18 protein-coding genes are annotated in these 16,928 nt (G+C 43.7%); 8 read left to right on the top strand and 10 right to left on the bottom strand.

All coding sequences use genetic code 11. The features are described from left to right. Positions 1-5: 5 nt before the first annotated feature. Positions 6-485, bottom strand: coding sequence for a peptide-methionine (S)-S-oxide reductase (locus R7Z41_RS09620; protein ID WP_054701515.1), 480 nt, complete (start codon positions 483-485; stop codon positions 6-8). 217 nt (positions 486-702) lie between these two features. On the opposite strand from R7Z41_RS09620, the gene R7Z41_RS09615 reads away from it, so the two are divergent. Further along, positions 703-1,443 (top strand): DNA-binding transcriptional regulator YciT, encoded by a 741-nt coding sequence (locus tag R7Z41_RS09615; protein ID WP_017635127.1) that lies wholly within the window; start codon positions 703-705, stop codon positions 1,441-1,443. Here R7Z41_RS09615 and R7Z41_RS09610 read toward each other — a convergent pair whose 3' ends face one another. The 4 genes from R7Z41_RS09610 to R7Z41_RS09595 form a co-directional block, all read right to left on the bottom strand. After that, positions 1,444-2,337, bottom strand: coding sequence for a DMT family transporter (locus R7Z41_RS09610; protein ID WP_213970299.1), 894 nt, complete (start codon positions 2,335-2,337; stop codon positions 1,444-1,446). A gap of 154 nt (positions 2,338-2,491) precedes the next feature. After that, positions 2,492-2,848 (bottom strand): VOC family protein, encoded by a 357-nt coding sequence (locus R7Z41_RS09605; protein WP_225478306.1) that lies wholly within the window; start codon positions 2,846-2,848, stop codon positions 2,492-2,494. Positions 2,849-2,877: 29 nt separating this feature from the next. Beyond that, a complete protein-coding gene (locus R7Z41_RS09600; protein ID WP_005389657.1) occupies positions 2,878-3,531 on the bottom strand; it encodes an isochorismatase family protein in 654 nt (217 codons plus the stop codon). A 33-nt stretch (positions 3,532-3,564) separates the two neighbouring features. Continuing rightward, a complete protein-coding gene (locus R7Z41_RS09595) occupies positions 3,565-4,290 on the bottom strand; it encodes an NUDIX domain-containing protein (protein WP_005373953.1) in 726 nt (241 codons plus the stop codon). A 298-nt stretch (positions 4,291-4,588) separates the two neighbouring features. Between R7Z41_RS09595 and pncB the strand changes: the two genes are divergently transcribed. The 4 genes from pncB (at position 4,589) to R7Z41_RS09575 (ending at position 8,262) form a co-directional block, all read left to right on the top strand. Then, complete coding sequence (pncB, locus tag R7Z41_RS09590) at positions 4,589-5,899, top strand: nicotinate phosphoribosyltransferase (RefSeq protein WP_225478307.1); 1,311 nt, start codon at positions 4,589-4,591, stop codon at positions 5,897-5,899. A gap of 320 nt (positions 5,900-6,219) precedes the next feature. After that, positions 6,220-6,579 carry a hypothetical protein gene (locus tag R7Z41_RS09585; RefSeq protein ID WP_005373947.1) on the top strand — a complete coding sequence of 120 codons (360 nt, stop codon included), beginning with the start codon at positions 6,220-6,222 and terminating at the stop codon, positions 6,577-6,579. Positions 6,580-6,793: 214 nt separating this feature from the next. After that, positions 6,794-7,312 carry a glycine zipper 2TM domain-containing protein gene (locus tag R7Z41_RS09580; protein ID WP_005373945.1) on the top strand — a complete coding sequence of 173 codons (519 nt, stop codon included), beginning with the start codon at positions 6,794-6,796 and terminating at the stop codon, positions 7,310-7,312. 170 nt (positions 7,313-7,482) lie between these two features. After that, positions 7,483-8,262, top strand: a complete 780-nt coding sequence (locus R7Z41_RS09575; protein ID WP_213874357.1) for a methyltransferase domain-containing protein — start codon at positions 7,483-7,485, stop codon at positions 8,260-8,262. Positions 8,263-8,326: 64 nt separating this feature from the next. On the opposite strand, the gene R7Z41_RS09570 is transcribed toward R7Z41_RS09575, so the two are convergent. Next, entirely contained in the window at positions 8,327-9,208 is an 882-nt protein-coding gene (locus tag R7Z41_RS09570; protein WP_225478308.1) for a DMT family transporter, read from the bottom strand. Positions 9,209-9,301: 93 nt separating this feature from the next. Between R7Z41_RS09570 and R7Z41_RS09565 the strand changes: the two genes are divergently transcribed. From R7Z41_RS09565 to R7Z41_RS09555, 3 genes are all read left to right on the top strand, one after another. After that, a complete protein-coding gene (locus tag R7Z41_RS09565) occupies positions 9,302-10,186 on the top strand; it encodes a LysR family transcriptional regulator (protein ID WP_005387224.1) in 885 nt (294 codons plus the stop codon). 180 nt (positions 10,187-10,366) lie between these two features. Beyond that, the gene (locus R7Z41_RS09560; RefSeq protein WP_005373936.1) at positions 10,367-10,981 is read left to right on the top strand and encodes an outer membrane beta-barrel protein; all 615 of its coding nucleotides are present in this window, start codon (positions 10,367-10,369) and stop codon (positions 10,979-10,981) included. Between the two features lie 160 nt (positions 10,982-11,141). Beyond that, positions 11,142-12,809, top strand: coding sequence for an ABC transporter substrate-binding protein (locus tag R7Z41_RS09555; RefSeq protein ID WP_104980421.1), 1,668 nt, complete (start codon positions 11,142-11,144; stop codon positions 12,807-12,809). A 75-nt stretch (positions 12,810-12,884) separates the two neighbouring features. Here the strand turns inward: R7Z41_RS09555 and ompV are convergent, their stop codons facing one another. The 4 genes from ompV to R7Z41_RS09535 all read right to left on the bottom strand — a co-directional run bounded on the left by ompV (position 12,885) and on the right by R7Z41_RS09535 (position 16,799). Next, entirely contained in the window at positions 12,885-13,661 is a 777-nt protein-coding gene (gene ompV, locus R7Z41_RS09550) for an outer membrane protein OmpV (protein ID WP_017635134.1), read from the bottom strand. A 222-nt stretch (positions 13,662-13,883) separates the two neighbouring features. Further along, entirely contained in the window at positions 13,884-14,417 is a 534-nt protein-coding gene (locus tag R7Z41_RS09545) for a copper resistance protein NlpE (RefSeq protein WP_005373930.1), read from the bottom strand. 260 nt (positions 14,418-14,677) lie between these two features. Next, a complete protein-coding gene (locus R7Z41_RS09540; protein WP_225477513.1) occupies positions 14,678-15,907 on the bottom strand; it encodes a glycine betaine/L-proline ABC transporter ATP-binding protein in 1,230 nt (409 codons plus the stop codon). Continuing rightward, positions 15,900-16,799: an ABC transporter permease gene (locus R7Z41_RS09535; protein ID WP_005373926.1), complete on the bottom strand. Its 900-nt coding sequence runs from the start codon at positions 16,797-16,799 to the stop codon at positions 15,900-15,902. The genes R7Z41_RS09540 and R7Z41_RS09535 overlap by 8 nt, the downstream gene beginning before the upstream one ends. Between the last annotated feature and the right edge of the window lie 129 nt (positions 16,800-16,928).

Below are 16,928 nucleotides of genomic sequence, written 5' to 3'. Positions count from 1 at the left end.
AATGGTTACGAGTTATCCCTGTATTTATGTAGTAAATCTAATGGGATGTGGCAGTAATCATTCGGAAAGTTTGTGAGTCTGTCTTGGTGCTCATCATCACTTGGCACATAATTTGTGAGTGGCAGTACTTCTACGGCGATCTTGTCGGCGTCCGGTCGTGCTGCGATAAACGCTTTCGCGATGGTGAGATGCTGTTCGTTTTGGCTATAAACACCAGTACGGTACTTCTCACCTACGTCTTCACCTTGCTTGTTAACGCTGTAAGGGTCGATTATCTCAAACAAATACCCCATTAAAGTTTCAACCGAAACTTGCTCAGGGTCGAACTGGGTTTTCACGCACTCTGCGTAGCCATCGTATTCGGATTGAGTGTTATCCGTTGTGCCATTTGCTCGCCCGGCTTCTGTGTTGATTACGCCCGGAAGGTGGCGCATAAATTCTTGCACGCCCCAAAGGCAACCGCCTGCGAAGTAAATTTCTTCCATTACTTTGATCCTAGTCTTTACCGTTGTTGGGATGTAGGGAGTTAACCCCTCTTCTTCCATCCCATTTTCGTTGCCCTATTATCTGTTGATAGGAGCAATATTCGCAAGGTACAGCTTGGCTAATCAGACCACGCGTTTTTTCCTTTTTACTTTCAATTTCTTTTCATATGAAACATCAGGTGAGTATACTGTAAGCCCATCAATAAGGAGCGAACCTGTGAACCCAAGACAAAATGAAATCCTGCAATTAGTGAACGACCGTAAACGCGTTCAAGTCACGGAGCTTTCTGACATCATTGGCGTGTCGGGCGTGACCATCAGACAGGATTTGAACTTTCTGGAGCAACAGGGCTACCTAAAGCGCGTTCACGGCGCAGCTACCGCGTTGCAAAGTGATGACATTGATGCCCGCCTGGAAGTACGTTTCGATATTAAACAATCGCTCGCAAACCAAGCTGCGGATTTGGTCGCACCGAATGAGACAGTGCTGATTGAAGGAGGCAGTGCCAATGCGTTGTTGGCTCGGACATTGGCTGAGCGCGGCGATGTGACCATCATTACGCCATCGGCGTATATCGCCCATCTCATCCGTAACACTTCTGCCAACATTATCTTGCTTGGTGGCGTGTATCAGCACCAAGGCGAGAGCTTGGTCGGACCGCTGACTAAGTTGTGTATTGAGAACATTCATTTCAGCACGGCCTTCTTGGGTATTGACGGCTTCCATCAAGACACTGGCTTTACTAGCCGCGACATGATGCGTGCTGAGATCGCAGAAACCATCATTGCGAAAAAAAGGCGCAATATTGTTCTAACGGATTCTAGTAAATTTGGGCAAATTTATCCCTCATCAATTGGTAAGACTGACGAAATATCAGTGCTGCTGACTGACAAAGCCGCTCCGAAAAGTGACCTTGAACAAATCAAAAAGCGAGGTGTGGAAGTCATATTAGGCTGATTAAGCCACGTTTCGTTTTCGCTTCGCGAGCATTGCTGTTGGGGAGAAACCGGTGACTAGCATAGTGCCGCTAAGCACTAGAATTGTTCCAATGATGGTGTTAGAGCCGACGGGCTCATCTAGCACCAAGTAGCCCCATAAGATACCAAAAACAGGAACAAGAAAAGTGACAGTCAGTGCTGACGCTGGGCCGATATCAGAAACTAAGCGGAAATAGAGCAAATAAGCGAACCCTGTGCATACAACGCCGAGCGTGACAACAGAGCTCCATTCGAAATGACTTGGTTCTGCACGCATTGGTAAGAATGGTAGCAGCGGCAGTACCCAAATAACCGCCGCCCACATGCTGCCGTGAGCATTGTCAAAAGCAGGTACTTGTGGCGCATTTTTAGTGTAGTTGGTAGCAATGCCATAGCTGAAAGAAGCCATCAAACTGGCGGCAATAGGGAGCATGGCTTCTTCACCTATGGTTGAAGTATCTAAGCCGACCAAGACTGCAACGCCTCCAATGCCTATTAGCATACCGAGAACAGATTTTGCTGTGAGTGGGCTGCGGTACCAAGCAAAGCCAACTAGTGCTCCCCATATTGGGGCGGTTGAGTTCAATATTGCTAAAGTTGATGCATTCAGTGTCTGGGCTGCGTACGCAAAGAGTAAAAATGGAACTGCGCTATTGAATAAGCCAATAATAAAGAAGTGTTTAGTATGCGCAGTTAACGTGAGTTTCTTCTTCAAATATACGGCGATCAATAACAAAGCGACGGCGGCAAATGTAACTCGAAATTCGATTAAGTAAGCCGGCCCGAATGTGTTGGCGGCGACTCGCATAAACAGAAACGAGCCACCCCAAATAGCAGCGAGGCAGAGTAAGCGAAAAAAACTGACGGCAGTCATTTGACATCCTTGGTCGAGGTCTAGCGCCTCATCGATTAATTGTTGCGCTAACAGTGAATTAAACCAAGGATGAGGTCAACCAGAAATGTAATGCCAGTTCCGGATCTGGCTAGCTTGGGATCACGTTGATAGTGTGTTGTTGATTTGTGATCACTTAATGGCTCTCTGACCATACTGCGAATTCATTTCCACTCGGTTCAGTGAAGTGGAATCGACAGCCGCCGGGGAATTCGAAAATAGGGCGGATAATTTTTCCACCATGCTGCTCTACTTTTGTCTGAGTGGCCTGAATGTCTGAGCTATAAAATACTAAAAGTGCGCCACCATTTGCGGTTTGGTTTATAAACTCAGATTTGAAGAATCCGCCATCCAATCCTTGTCCTGAAAATGCAGAATATTCTGGACCATAATCGGTAAAGATCCAGTCAAAAGCACGCTCAAAAAATTGTTTGGTCGCACTGACATTAGTGGAACCAAATTCAACGTAATTCAATTTTTCATGTTGATGCATGGTGAAATCCTTCTCGGTTACTATCGTTTCTAGGCGAACTTTTCTACGATGATGTCGTCCGCTTTTTCGACAAATAATGCGCCATTATCTCTGAGTTCTGTCAGCACATTCTCTACATTATCAGGCAGCACCGCACGAGTTGAAGCAAGATTAACTACCACATTGTAGCCAAGTTCCAGCGCTTGCATGACGGATTTTTTCACACAAAAGTCTAAGGCAAGGCCACCGATAACTAAGGTATCAATCCCGTTGAACTTTAGAAATTCATGCGCGCCTGTCGTTTTGGTGTCGGCAATATCATGGAAAAAAATACCGTAAGGGTGCGCGTCAGGATCCATACCTTTATTAACTTGAAAATCATAGTCCAACACGGGTGGTAAGCCATCTAGCAGCTCAGAACCTGTTGTGCCAAGCACACAGTGACGGTTCCACTTTATATCCACATTCGGTAAACCAACGGGCTCAAGCATATTGGCTGGCGATTCTGCATCCCATTTTGCTTTCGGTGGGTGCAAGTCACGACTGACCAGTTTTAATCGGCCTTTGGCATGATTGTTCAAAAGCTCCGGTACGATTTCCAACGCACCTGCAACGGGCAGTTCATCTGGACATAACTCACTAAAGCCTTTCTCTGGATCAACGTCGATCACTGCTGTAGTTTGATAGTTTACTCGAACAGTCATGGCAGACTCCTTGTCTGTCTGATTGTCTGCATTTTATCCACGCAAACAGTTTTGAAAAAAGGTTACTTCGTCGCTAGTCAGCGTATATACCATTGCGGGTTTTCCACCTTTGCCTTTGTTGGTTGAAGCGACTTTATTAGTGGGTTTTAGTACGCCTGAATCTATCAAGCGGCGCTTAATCGTCATTCGGCTGATATCAATACCAAACTCTTGATAAGCAGAAATGATGTCCGCAACCAAAAACTCTTTGTCTAATGCAAACAAAAGAACCGATGTGTATTCAATGGATGCACGAAGCTTTTGCCACGCTTTTTCAATGGTTTTTTGATGATCAAATGCGAGGGTTTCTTCTCCATTGAGAATAGCCTGTAGCGAAAACCATTTAAGTTGGCATTCCGGTACACCTGCATTATTTATTTGCTCTACATTGTTACGATCAACTAAGGCGTAGTGCGTAATGTTTAAGCTCCAGTCTTCTGGATCGCGCTTTGGATCACCGTCGATAAATGCTTCGCTAAAATGGCGAGGGTAGGTATGGATTTTCTCACGGCAAATTCGGCGACGCGCCGCTTCAAAGTTTTCATCGGCCGGGCGTCCGCCTTCACTGGTTAAGTCTTTATCAAAGACAAATCCGCCCGGTAGTGCCCAGACTCCATGGTATGGCCGATTTGGATTTGAACGTTTAATCAACAACACTTCCAATCCCTTATCGGCACAGCCAGATAGCCTGAATGGAATAATGTCGACAGATACGATCATGGTTGGGTCCTAATATTGATTTGTAAGTAATCTAGCGCATAACAAGTGGTCAATCAATGGGTAAGTAACGAGTTGTTAGAAACGTTTTCGGTAGTGTTCTTAATACGGTTTGAGCATAAATTTACGGATGACTCTGACTTATTCACAATGCTTGCTCGAATTCTAGACAAAAAAACCTTATAAAAATGAGTGGTTAGTAACAAAAGTTGACAAACTATAGATGGGTGTTTATTGTTTACGCAAATTAGTTAGTAACAAAAAGTTATATACCCAGGAAGGGCATGTAGAAGGGCACCTAATGACCACCAAACTATTTTCTTCCCGCATCATTCAAAGCGCTTTGGATTTCGATGTCTACAAAGTCAATATGATGAGCGCTGTAACAGCGCTTTACCCTGATGCGATGGTGTCATATAAGTTTATCGTGCGCAGTGAGGAAGACCTCTCTGAGCTTTTGCCCGAGGTAAAAGCCGAAGTCCTTAAACTGCAAGATATTCAATTTACGCAAGAAGAAATTGAATATATTAAGCGTGTCGCGCCTTACCTGACTCCTGACTTTGTTGATGCACTGCGCCATTTCCGTTTCAACCCACAAAGTGATGTCTCTTTCCATAATAAAGCAATGGCTGATGGCTCAAGCCAGTTAAGAATTACCATTAACGGTTTGTGGCGAGATACCATCTTGTACGAAACGATCATCATGAGCATCGTGTCTGAAGTTCGTAGCCGTCAGCGTTGGTCAGATATCCCTGTTGCGCAATTTACCACTGTTTTAGAAGAGAAAGTTCGGCACCTAAAGTCGGAACTAAAACGTCGTAACATCACTAACTTTAAATTTTCTGACATGTCGACGCGTCGACGTTTTTCCTTCCAAGCTCAGCGCACTATGCTGGAATATTTGTGCCAGGAAGTGCCGGAATGTTTGACAGGAACAAGCAACTATCACTTAGCAAAAGAGCTGAATTTGACGCCTATCGGCACCGTTGCTCATGAATGGTTTATGGGACACCAAGCTCTGGTGAATGTGCGAGATTCGCAAAAAGTGGCGTTGCAACGTTGGCAAAAAATGTTTAATGGTGCACTAGGTATTGCGTTAACCGATACGATTGGTATCGATGCTTTCCTTAAAGACTTTGATGAAGAACTAAGTAATGCGTACTTCGGTGTACGTCACGATAGTGGTTGCCCTTATAGCTGGGGTGAAAAAATGATTGCACACTACCAGTCGCTGAATATAGACCCATTAACAAAAACACTGGTGTTTACCGACGGACTTAACTTCGAACAAGCGTTAGATATTTGCGAGTATTTCCAAGGACGTATTCAGGTGAGTTTTGGTATCGGTACTTTTCTTGCCAATGATATGGGTGATTATGTCAATAAAGATGGTGAAGCCTACCAGCCACTTTCTATCGTGATAAAAATGGTCACGTGCAATGGTTCACCGGTCGCCAAAATCAGTGACGAACCTGAGAAAGCCATGTGTGAAGATATCTTCTTTTTGATGAATCTCAAGCGCCGCTTTGAACAACCTCTTGATTTAAATGAGTGTCGTAAAATGATCGATCGTTTAGAAACTGAAGGTCAAAATTATCTCATCGACGCGTAGGCGTTATCCTCTCTCCATGATAAGCACCCTCTATCGTTACGACAAATTTATATAGGTAAACGTGGAGGGTGATTTCGTTATAGTAATATACAGAAGTAACCAGATACAGCGCAGGAAAGCACTCAAAAGTTGATGTGTTATCTGCCTTTGATTGGTGTAAATCGATACGTTACAGCATCGTGGACGGTGTATCTCATCCGACACTAAACTCAGTCTAATCACGTAGTTTATTCCCACGTACCATGAGCTCACTCGGGTATAGACGTCTATCTGCTTTTATGACTTTAGGCTTCACGTAGTTGCTTGAATCAGGAGTCAAAATGAACCTAGTAGTACATTTGCAAAAGAAAGCGATCCGAAAATATGGCTATGAGATGGCCACTCGCCAAGCATGGAAGTGTGGTATCAAGGCAAATCTTGTAAAGCGCGTGATTGGCCTTTTTAAAGGACAAATTGTTTGTGTGGTTGAAGGTTGCCGAGCAGAGTTTTCTTCTCCTCTTAATAACCCTCTTCACGAAGATGACAAGCAGGGGCGATATGTGTTTGTTGGCGGTGTATGCTGGGAACCAAATAACATTATAGCGCCTGGTTTCCCTGATTTTATGTTTATGCACGTGCGTAATCTAAGCCACCGTCATAAGTATTTAACGGATGACGAACTATTTTTGAGCTTGGCTTAAAAATAAATCTCATAGACTAGTCCAGCCCAATCATAATCAGTAGTGATACAGTTTTAGCTCTGTTGACATTCTGCTGAGTGTTTCTTGACGTACCTCTTATAAAACAGTGTTTCTTTACTTGTTAATAACAGAGGGTTTGTTTTCGTCTGATGTGATTTCCCTTTTGCGATTTACCATAACGCTCATCAAAGCAAACCATACTGGGATGTAAATCATGAATATGAAATCTATCGCAATTGCAACGGCAGTTGTTGCTGTACTAGCAGGCTGTAAAGACAAAACGCCACCAGCTCCAACTCAAGCAAACATTACTTTGGTTGAAGCGGTGACTGAAACGGTGAAAAAGCCGCACCAAGTATGTAAAGACGTGGTAGTAACCGAGCAAGTTGCCCCTGCGGATGACAATAAAATTATTGGTACGGTTGGTGGCGCAGCAGCTGGAGCAGCGCTGGGCAACCAAATCGGTGGTGGCTCAGGTAAAGTGATTGCAACTGCAGCTGGTACGATTGCTGGTGCACTGACAGGTCGTAAGATCCAAGAGAATGTGCAAAAAGGTGATGTAGTAACAACGACGAAAAAACAGTGTCATACAGAATATACGACATCTGATAAAGTAGTGGGTTACGACGTCACTTACGAAGTTTCAGGTGCACCAACGACGGTTCGTTTGGCGAGCAAGCCAGCGACAAAAACGTTCCCAATTCAAGATGGTAACGTTGTTCTACCACAATAGTTAGCGACTTAACCGAAGCGATTAACAAGCCCTTTTATCTTTGAGATGAAAGGGTTTTTTCACATAAGCGGCGTTTTCATCTGTTTTCCCATTGGAATGTGCGGCCAGAAATACCCGTTAATTTCCGCGTTCGATACAATCACTTTTCTTAAAGTACGAACGGAAAAAACATGGAAGATTTTTACCTGACCGAGCACGGTCTGGCTGGTTATTTCGAAGCGCAATGGTTCGACAAGTTCATTGAGGATCAACAGATTGAGATGATAACCAGTCGCTCAAAACAAGTCCCACTTTCTTTTTTGTCATCACCTCACTGCTCCCAAGTTGCTGATTTTATTGCGCAGGCGGTAATCGAAAGCAGCGTTCAGCCGTATTCCCTACTTGAGGTTGGGGCGGCGCTGGGAAGAAATTATTATGAGTTAGTGCAACGCTTACCTAACCTTAAAGAAGCGACGCTTGTGGAGCCTTCAAATAGGTTAATGGATGGCTTGAAGCAACTATTAATAGAAGAACAACGCGTCGAGCTTACTTACCTTCACGATGTGAACACCTTAAACACTTTAGAGGTAGAGAATAGAGATATCGTACAGAAATGTGCTCATGTTGATTTGACGCTAATTAACCAGCCTTTTGAGCTCGATACTCTCCAATCTCGCTTTGATTTAGTCGTATGTTTAAATGTGATTGATCAATGTGAGTCGCCACTTAGCGTGATCAATGCTCTAAAAAAAACCACCAAGGTGGGTGGGCTGATCGTTGTCTCTTGCACTTATCAGTGGAACGCGAAACACATCAAAAATAAAGAAGAGGCGGTTGATGATATCAAAGAATACTTTGCTGAAGGCTGGCGTCTAGTGTCGGAAGCCGATCATGAATATCGCATCCGGTTTAATGATCGCTTTGCAAGGCAGTTTTTATCTCACGTAGTCGCTTACGTAAAAACCGATTAGAGCCACATAAAAAAACCGAGCACTTACGGCTCGGTTTTTTTAGTCTTTGGGTTAGAGCACAACTTTAAGTAACGTGCGCTTCTTGTTGCTCTTGCAACTTTTTCTTGCGACGCTCTCGTTTAGAAAGCCAAACCAGAGGCACAATAATCATAATGGTTCCTATTGCCATAAATATGTCTGGCACTTCTCCAAACCAAATCAATCCCACAAACACGGCACCAATTAAGCCACTGTATTCAGCGCTGGCAATTTTGTTGCTATCGATCGAGCGGTAAGCGATGACACATGTTGCTGCATAAATCATGATGAACAAACTTGAGCCAGCAGCAACAGGGAAAGCACTCCAGTCCCAAGGTTCTGCTTCGATCAGAACAAGCAAGAAGGCTACTGGAATACCTGCCAAGTTTGTCATCAATAACGTTTGCATCACAGACTGATTTTTTGGCAGTTTTCGAATGAGCAAGTTATTGATTGCTAGAGTAATTGCAACAACTAAAGCTGAAATCGCTGCCCAATCGATTTGGTCTGGACGAATGATGACCAATACACCGGCAAAGCCCATTATCGCTGCGGCGACCGATTGCTTAGACAACTGTTCTCCAAAAAAGATTGCTGCAAGTGGCAACATGATCAATGGCGCGGCGTAAAAGATCGCGTTCGCAGTTGCGAGCGGTAAAGATGAGATCGCCAAAACCATGAATATTGCACCAAGTAACCATACGTGAGCGCGAACAGCATGCCACTTAAACCCTTCAAGAAAAGGCGCATTTTTTGTTAGCAAGTAGACTGGCAGCAGAAAAAGCACCGCTGAAATTTGTCGGAAAAAGACAAATTGAAAAATAGGCACTTCATTTCCGACACTTTTAATTAAAGAGTCCGAAAGCACCGCAATGAGATTTCCAACAATTAATAGCAGCATCGCTGCTCCGACCGATGTAACTTTCACTTTTTCCTCTCCTCTTTCTTTGCCAAAGAGTAGGTGATGTCATAGGATGAAGTGAAGTGATATTTATTAGTTTAAGTATGAGATTTTTAGATAATGAAATTGCCACCACTCAGAGCGGTTCACTGTTTTGAATCTGTTGCCAGAAACTCTAGCTTTTCGCTTGCTGCTGAAGAACTCAATGTGACGCAAAGTGCCGTTAGCCACCAGATACGATTATTAGAAGATTATTTGGGTGAATCATTATTTATCCGTCAAGGCAGAAAGCTCTCTTTGTCCGATACGGGCACCCGATATTTAGAGGATATTAGCCCAGCAATTAGCTCAATTGCGATGGCCAGCCAAAAGGTGCGAGAAGGGGACAAAGGCAGCATACGGTTGGCGATTTATAGCTCGCTTGCCGTAAAGTGGCTTATTCCGCGTTTGTCTGATTTTAAGCGCTTACATCCAGAAATCGATCTGACACTCAATATGGTCGTTGGTGATCCTGAACAGACAGACAGCGTTGGCGATTGTTTTATCACGGTAGAAAAGCCAAAGCGAAACTACATGTCGGTAAAGTTATACGCGGAGACGCTGTATCCGGTCTGCAGCCATAAAATTTGGAAAGAGTTGCAAGATCAACCTATTCCAGAAGCGCTTTGGCGATACCCTATTTTGTCGACAGACTCAATTTATCGAGAGAGAGGAAAAGATTGGGCAGAGTGGTGCAGAGCGGGCGGTTACACCTTGCCGAAAGATGTCGATGTTCAACATTTTAGTCATATGTTGTTGGCAATAGAGGCGGCGCGTTATGACCAAGGCATCGCATTTGCGAATGATTTTATGCTCAATGAAAGAGATAAAGCGCATGATTTGGTGTACATCCCTTCTCATGGATTGGAAACCGGCGACAGCTTTTATTTTATTCATAAAAAGAGTCGAGCCAAGCAAGCGGAAATCATCAAACTCACTAACTGGTTGAAGCAGCAATGCTTGTGAAATGACTAAATTGTCAAAATTAAGAAAGAAAGTGGCAAAGTTGTGTCTAAATATTTCATGTTTTATTGAGTTTTTATTCATTAACATCCACTTGGTTTTGAAACCAAGTGAAATGGATAGCATGGCATGCTTAAGGATGGGCAAAACACAACCTCAATAATTAACAGGCAGTGAAATACAATGTTTAAAAAAACATGGCTAATGACAGCCCTTCTAGCAACATGTTCTGTTGCAAACGCAGCTCCTTACGTTGGTGCATCTGTAGGTCAAGCATCGTTTGGTGATGTTAATGGCTCTATCAATGGTGGTGGTACTAACGCTAGCACTAAACTTAAACTTGAAGATGACTCAAGCCTTTCAGGCAAAGTATTCGGTGGTTACAAATTCAACGAATACATTTCTCTAGAAGCAGCCATTGGTGGTTACGATGCTTTAGACGGCAAAGTTGTTACTGTTGGTGATATGAAGTATCTATCGATTCAGCCAAAAGCGACTCTACCGATTGGCGATCGTTTCAACCTTTTTGCTAAAGCTGGTCTTTCTTACTTCAATGCTGAATTCAAAATTAGCAACTCTGTGATTGACGGTAGCGCAGGCCATACCACCATTTCTGACAGCACTGTAACAGGCATGTACGGTTTAGGCGCAGAGTTCGCTATTACTGAAAACTTTGCTCTACAAGTTGAATGGGAATACATGATGCCTGAGCTAGACATTGCGAAATTTGGCAATGAAAAAGTAACGGTTGATGCAGACATCAATGTATTCTCTGTAGGTATGAGCTACCGTTTCTAAGAATACTTATTCAAGTTACCTCTTGGCTTAGTAAACGTTTTTGACTTCTGTTGGTCGAGCTGAGTCCAAGCTTTGAATTTGTTTAGATATAGCACAGGAAGTTTAGTTGCTAAGCGTCCTGTGCTATTTTTTTGCTTTGGAATAACTCTTAGGAATCTTTGTGAACGATGTCAATCTTAGGTATCTGGATCTACTGTTAAAGCACTTTGAACCTCACCAGTATCACCTTGTTACGCTTTCTGAGCTAGAAGCGGTGATTTGCACGTCGAGGCGCAATGTTTCTATTGTGATGAAAAAGCTTGCCACTTACGATTGGGTCGATTGGCAACCTGCGATTGGCCGAAGTAACGCTAGCCGTCTCAGTATTAATATTTCCCTCCAACAAGCGATGACCGAGTTTTTGGTTGAGGAGCTTGGCAGAGGAAGAATGAACTCAATAACGAAACTTATTGATTGGTTCGGTCAAACCGCGGTTAGAGCACTGACTATCGCTTCTGAAAAAGTGAATCGATTGAACGAATCAAATAACGCTATTTTGATTTCTTCTTACCCTTGGGTATCCAAAATCGACCCTGCGAATACTTACCGTCACACTGAATTACACGTCGCGAAAAGCGTTTATGACGTATTGCTGACCCAAAATTCCAATGGTGGTATCGAGCCATCGTTAGCACACGAATGGAAAATGGAAGGCAAGGTAATGACGTTATGGTTGCGGCCGGGCATATATCGCCATGATGGTGAACCCCTTAACATACAGGATGTGGTTTGGAGTATAGAAAGACTCAGGGAGATAAAAGGACCAGTTCACGAGCTCTGGCAATGCATTGATAGCGTGGTTGCAGAAACATCTAACTGCTTAAAAATCATATTGAAGCATCCGAACAAGTTGTTTCCATACATGCTAGCAACTCCTCATGCGTCTATTCTGTGTCGAGATGTCGTCTCTTTCGGTTCTAGTTATTCCTACCACATAGGGACTGGACCATTTAAAATCAGCGGCTGGAACCAGGAGAGTATGACTCTTGAAGCGCACAAAGAGTATTTTTCAGCACGCGCATTGTTAGATCAAATAACGCTGTCTCATGGTGATGTTAAAACCTTAAATATGTTGAGCTTTAACCAAAGCTCCGATCACGTTGAAGTGGAAAAAATTAGCGCATTTTCATATGTGACCTACCGCGAACGCGTGGAATCCCAACTCACAAAAGAGACTTGGTATCAACTCGCTGATTACATCCATGTGCAAAAGCGAATTTATGATGCGCCAAGTGCCGTTGACAACATTCAGTTAGAGACTCATGAGCAAGATTTATCAATAACAGATGGTGGTGTGATACCTAAACTGAAAGGTAAAGTGGTATTAGCTGAACCTGTCTGGACGATACCGAGTCTAATTCGCCATTCCGAATGGTTGCACAGTGTGATTCGTGCAACGGGATTAGAGTTAGAGATCATTGTTATTGATGACATTAGTTTTCCTGAGGTAGTGTCTCACCAAGCAGACTTGCTCTTCATTGAGGAAGTCATGGAAGCACCATTTGAATATGGCATCTTCGAATGGCTGTCGATAGCAACTGGACTGCGTTTTAGTTTTGATCAAAGCCAGATGTTAAGCCATAGAGAAAAGGTTCGCAGGGCGATGGCAGATGATCACTCGCTACAGTCTTTATTAAACCTAGAGAAAGCGCTGCGCGATCAGTACCTATATTTGCCTTTGTTTGTTGGCTACGAAGAAGTGACAAAAACGCAGCAAGTGCGAGGTGTGCAGGTGAAGAATACAGGCTATAGCGATTTACATAGGTTATGGATTGCTCATTCACACTAGAGTCGGTGTTCAAGATTATGCAAATGTCCAACGCATAAAGCCATCGAAATGATGGCTTTATAAGGGCGTATCGGATTAGAAGTTGTACGACACACTTGCGCCAACAACCCATTGGTTTGCGCTATCAACGATAGAAGAGTCGCTGATACCGCTGCCTAGGCGCGTGTATTGTGTCATTTGGCTTACTTGCCAGTTGTCGTTGATTGGCATAACAAGTTTGTAGCCCACACCATAGCTTACCGTTGAATCACCTTTGTATGCTTTGCGGTTTGCGTTTGCTTCGCGTTGTTTTACACCAAAGTAGTAATCTACGTAGTCTTCACTTTGATAAGTTAGGTTAGCAAAAGGAACAAAATCAACACTACCGAATTTCATTATGTGGAAGTAAGTCGCGCCCGCTAAGTAACCTTTGTAAGCACCGCTGATATCGTGCTGAAGGTATGTAGAAATGACGTTGTTTTGATCCAGTGTAAAGTCTGCGTTTAAACCTAGATCGACGGCGAAACGGCGTTTATCTGTGCCTTTCAGGCTTTTCGCTGTATCACCGTCGCGCATTACACCGCTACCTACAAGGTAGGCACTCATGTTGATTAACTCATTGGTGTTACCGAAGAAGCGGTAGTTAATGCCACTTAGGTCGGCATTAAAGTCGTCACCATGGTAACCACCGTTGAGAATTGGTGCTGTATTATGCTTTTGATCTTTGAAAAGATCGCTGCCTTGAGCCACACCAGCTTCTACGTTCCAACCGCCTTCGTTGTTGTAGATGTTACCGTTACGAATGTAAGTATCGCCAGCGAAAGCTGAGCCAGCAGCTGTCAGAGTAAGTAGTGCAATTAATGTTTTTTTCATCATTTTTCCGAGTTGTTCTGTTTTGTTTTGAACACTGTACAAAATGACGTTGTAAGCATCTATCGGCAAAGCGTATGGAAATGTAATGAACAATCAGGGTAAGAAGCAGAATGTTGCTTCAGAATAGAAAGGTTGCTGGAATAGCTTTCGTTAAAACAGCGAAAAAATCCGAGCTGGGGTGGCTCGGATTTGGGGTATTTATCAGGTATTGATACTAACTTCTTACTGTTTCGTTAAGTTGTATAGTGGTGCTAGGTCACCCGTTACTTTTTCGCCATTCATGTCTAGCTTCATAAGTACGTTTTCACCAACAAAGTATTGGTTTGGTGCATCTTCATTTGTCAACGTTACGATGCTGCCATTTGCGTCCCAAGTGAATTGACCTTCAGATTTTGATTGACCGTCTTCTTTGTCTTGGTAGCTTTCTTCAAGTACGTAAGTGCCATCTTGATTTAGTGTGATTGTCATATCGATACCAGCACAATCCGCGCAAGGTAGTGTTCCTTTGTAGGTGCCGTTCCAGTCCAGAGCACTTTGTGCGTTGTGTTCAGAGTCTACAAATGTCTCTTCAGTAATTACCTGTTCTTCTTCTACTGGTAACGTGTCAATTGTCTCAGTCGTAACGTCTGCACTGGTGGTGACTTCAGTTTCCGTTGCCTGAGGTACTTCAACTGCGCTTGTTTCGGCAGGTTTCTCATCTTGACAGCCTGCAAGAATGATTACCGCGCCTGTTAGTGCCAACATTGTCTTTTTCATTTTATCCCTCTTTAAATCAAGATTTTGTATGAGAGTAATAGTAGACATTTATCGAGGATTTGCGTCATCAAAAAGCAATAGAATGATCTAACTATGTCAATAAAACCGGATATGAGCATGAAATTGTCAGGAAAATCAGAACAATGTAAATGTTGCTTTGGGTATCAAGCTTGAGCCCACAGACAAATATCTAAAAGGGGAGTGGGAGCGAGTTAATTGATAACAGCCCACATTATTGTGAGTTGTATTATCAACATCATCTAAGAAACGTTATTGAAGCTTGAGCGTGAAGTGCCTCGTTTTGTGCTTCGTTGATCAGAAAACAGCTCCGCAATAACCTGACGATTTAATTCGCCTTTCAAATTGCCGTGCTTATCGATGACGGGCAGTGAATATTCACACGACATGACTTCAGTCAGCACTTGCTCAATGGCTAAATGTGGAGAGATGATAGGCACCTCTTCATAGATATCATCACGCCAATCTGATATATGAGTTAACTTCGCTGCGTTTAGCAATCCTTGCTGTGTTATCACGCCTTGATAGCCTGCATTGGTCTCATGGTAGGCATAATCACGTTTAACACGTTTCATTTCACTTAGTGCATCTTCAATGGTTTCAGCGCGAACACAGTACGAAGGTGGCTGCATCAGCGTTTCGACTGTCAGTGCTCGCGCTCTATTGACGTCTTTTACAAAGGCTTCAACGTACTCATCGGCAGGATGCAGTAAAATTTCGTCTGGTGAACCTTGTTGGACAAGTTCACCGTCTTTAAGAATCGCGATGCGATCGCCAAGTCGAAGCGCTTCATCTAAATCATGAGTAATGAAAATAATGGTTTTGTGCAGCTTCTGTTGCAGCTCTACCAACTGATCTTGCATTTCGCTCCGAATCAGAGGGTCCAATGCTGAGAAAGCCTCGTCCATCAACAGTATTTCGGCGTCGGTAGCCAGTGCCCGTGCAAGGCCCACTCGCTGTTGCTGTCCACCCGATAGTTGAGCAGGATACCGGTGCTCATAACCCGTCAGTCCAACGGTTTCTAACCATTCATTTGCTTTTTCTAAGCGCGCCTCTTTATTCATTCCCTGAACTTCCAAACCATATGCGATGTTGTCGATAACAGTCCGATGAGGCAGCAAGCCAAAGCGTTGGAACACCATAGACATCTTGTGACGGCGAAACTGTTCAAGTTCTTTGTTAGAAAGTTGCATGACATCCACCCCTTCTACCAAGATCTGTCCCATGGTTGGATCGATTAATCGGTTGAAGTGGCGAATCATGGTGGATTTTCCAGAACCGGATAACCCCATAATGACAAAAATTTCACCCTTTTGAATTTGCAGGTTGATGTCTTTTAGTCCGACCGTGTGGCCTGTTTCCGCTAAAACCTGCTCTTTACTATGTCCCAACTTAACGCGCTCAATCACGCTATTGGGCTTGGGGCCGAAGATTTTATACAGACCGCTGATTTCGATAAGTGGACTAGTCATGTTTTGAGTCTCCTAAATGAGCTTGAGTGCGTTTCGCATACGCTTGTGAAGCACGATCAAAAAGGATTGCTAGGGCGACAATTGCTAAACCATTGAGAAGACCAAGAGTGAAATATTGATTGGTAATAGACTTTAGAACAGGCTGACCTAAACCTTTTACCCCAATCATTGATGCGATGACCACCATTGACAGTGCCATCATGATCGTTTGGTTAATTCCCGCCATGATGGTTGGCATTGCAAGCGGAAGCTGAACCCCAAAAAGCCGTTGCCGAGTGCTGGCACCAAATGCGGTTGCGGCTTCCAATACTTCTTTATCAACTAGACGAATGCCCAAATTGGTTAAACGAATAACCGGTGGAATCGCGTAGATCACTACTGCGATAAGGCCAGGAATTTTCCCGATGCCCAATAACATCACAACTGGAATGAGATACACAAATGCCGGCATGGTTTGCATGACGTCGAGTAATGGTGTTACCACCGACTGAATGCGATTAGAGCGCGCCATAGCGATGCCTATAGGGATACCAAGTGCGATGGCAAGCATAGTACATACAGTGATGATACTGAGCGTACGCATAGTGTCTTCCCACATTCCAAAATAGCCAATCAGAATCAGCGAACCAAAACATGCAGCGGCCAGTTTCCAAGAGCGGCTGGCGGCATAAACGAGAGTGGTGCAGACACCTAAAATAATGAACCAAGGTGTAGAAATCAGAAGTTTTTCAAACCAGACAAGAAACGCAAGGAGTGGATCAAACAGAGACTCAATGAGTTCACCATACTCGCGAGAGAAATCTCTGTAGGCGCCGTCGAGTGTTTTGCGAATCGCCCTGAGATCAGAGGCATCCATTTCCGGGAATTCGCTGAGCCAATTTGAGTCAGACATATGTACTTCCTTTTTCTGATATACCTAAGCGCTCTCAAGAAACTTAATTTGGCAAGAAGAGTAGGGCACCTAGGCCAAGTAATGTTCGTTCGACAGGTTCTGTATCGAAAGTATTACCCTTTAAGCTCA

It is taken from the genome of Vibrio sp. 1457 (genome assembly GCF_033340195.1).
Classification (GTDB): domain Bacteria; phylum Pseudomonadota; class Gammaproteobacteria; order Enterobacterales; family Vibrionaceae; genus Vibrio; species Vibrio alginolyticus.
Note: the sequence above shows the minus strand (reverse complement) of the source record. Positions and strands in the feature narration are given on the sequence as shown.

Excerpts from the sequence above, each read along its gene's own strand:
- R7Z41_RS09620 (WP_054701515.1), bottom strand. The coding sequence starts at position 485 with ATGGAAGAAATTTACTTCGCAGGCGGTTGCCTTTGGGGCGTGCAAGAA.
- R7Z41_RS09610 (WP_213970299.1), bottom strand. The coding sequence starts at position 2,337 with ATGACTGCCGTCAGTTTTTTTCGCTTACTCTGCCTCGCTGCTATTTGG.
- R7Z41_RS09605 (WP_225478306.1), bottom strand. The coding sequence starts at position 2,848 with ATGCATCAACATGAAAAATTGAATTACGTTGAATTTGGTTCCACTAAT.
- R7Z41_RS09600 (WP_005389657.1), bottom strand. The coding sequence starts at position 3,531 with ATGACTGTTCGAGTAAACTATCAAACTACAGCAGTGATCGACGTTGAT.
- R7Z41_RS09595 (WP_005373953.1), bottom strand. The coding sequence starts at position 4,290 with ATGATCGTATCTGTCGACATTATTCCATTCAGGCTATCTGGCTGTGCC.
- pncB (WP_225478307.1), top strand. The coding sequence starts at position 4,589 with ATGACCACCAAACTATTTTCTTCCCGCATCATTCAAAGCGCTTTGGAT.
- R7Z41_RS09585 (WP_005373947.1), top strand. The coding sequence starts at position 6,220 with ATGAACCTAGTAGTACATTTGCAAAAGAAAGCGATCCGAAAATATGGC.
- R7Z41_RS09580 (WP_005373945.1), top strand. The coding sequence starts at position 6,794 with ATGAATATGAAATCTATCGCAATTGCAACGGCAGTTGTTGCTGTACTA.
- R7Z41_RS09575 (WP_213874357.1), top strand. The coding sequence starts at position 7,483 with ATGGAAGATTTTTACCTGACCGAGCACGGTCTGGCTGGTTATTTCGAA.
- R7Z41_RS09565 (WP_005387224.1), top strand. The coding sequence starts at position 9,302 with ATGAAATTGCCACCACTCAGAGCGGTTCACTGTTTTGAATCTGTTGCC.
- R7Z41_RS09560 (WP_005373936.1), top strand. The coding sequence starts at position 10,367 with ATGTTTAAAAAAACATGGCTAATGACAGCCCTTCTAGCAACATGTTCT.
- ompV (WP_017635134.1), bottom strand. The coding sequence starts at position 13,661 with ATGAAAAAAACATTAATTGCACTACTTACTCTGACAGCTGCTGGCTCA.
- R7Z41_RS09545 (WP_005373930.1), bottom strand. The coding sequence starts at position 14,417 with ATGAAAAAGACAATGTTGGCACTAACAGGCGCGGTAATCATTCTTGCA.
- R7Z41_RS09540 (WP_225477513.1), bottom strand. The coding sequence starts at position 15,907 with ATGACTAGTCCACTTATCGAAATCAGCGGTCTGTATAAAATCTTCGGC.
- R7Z41_RS09535 (WP_005373926.1), bottom strand. The coding sequence starts at position 16,799 with ATGTCTGACTCAAATTGGCTCAGCGAATTCCCGGAAATGGATGCCTCT.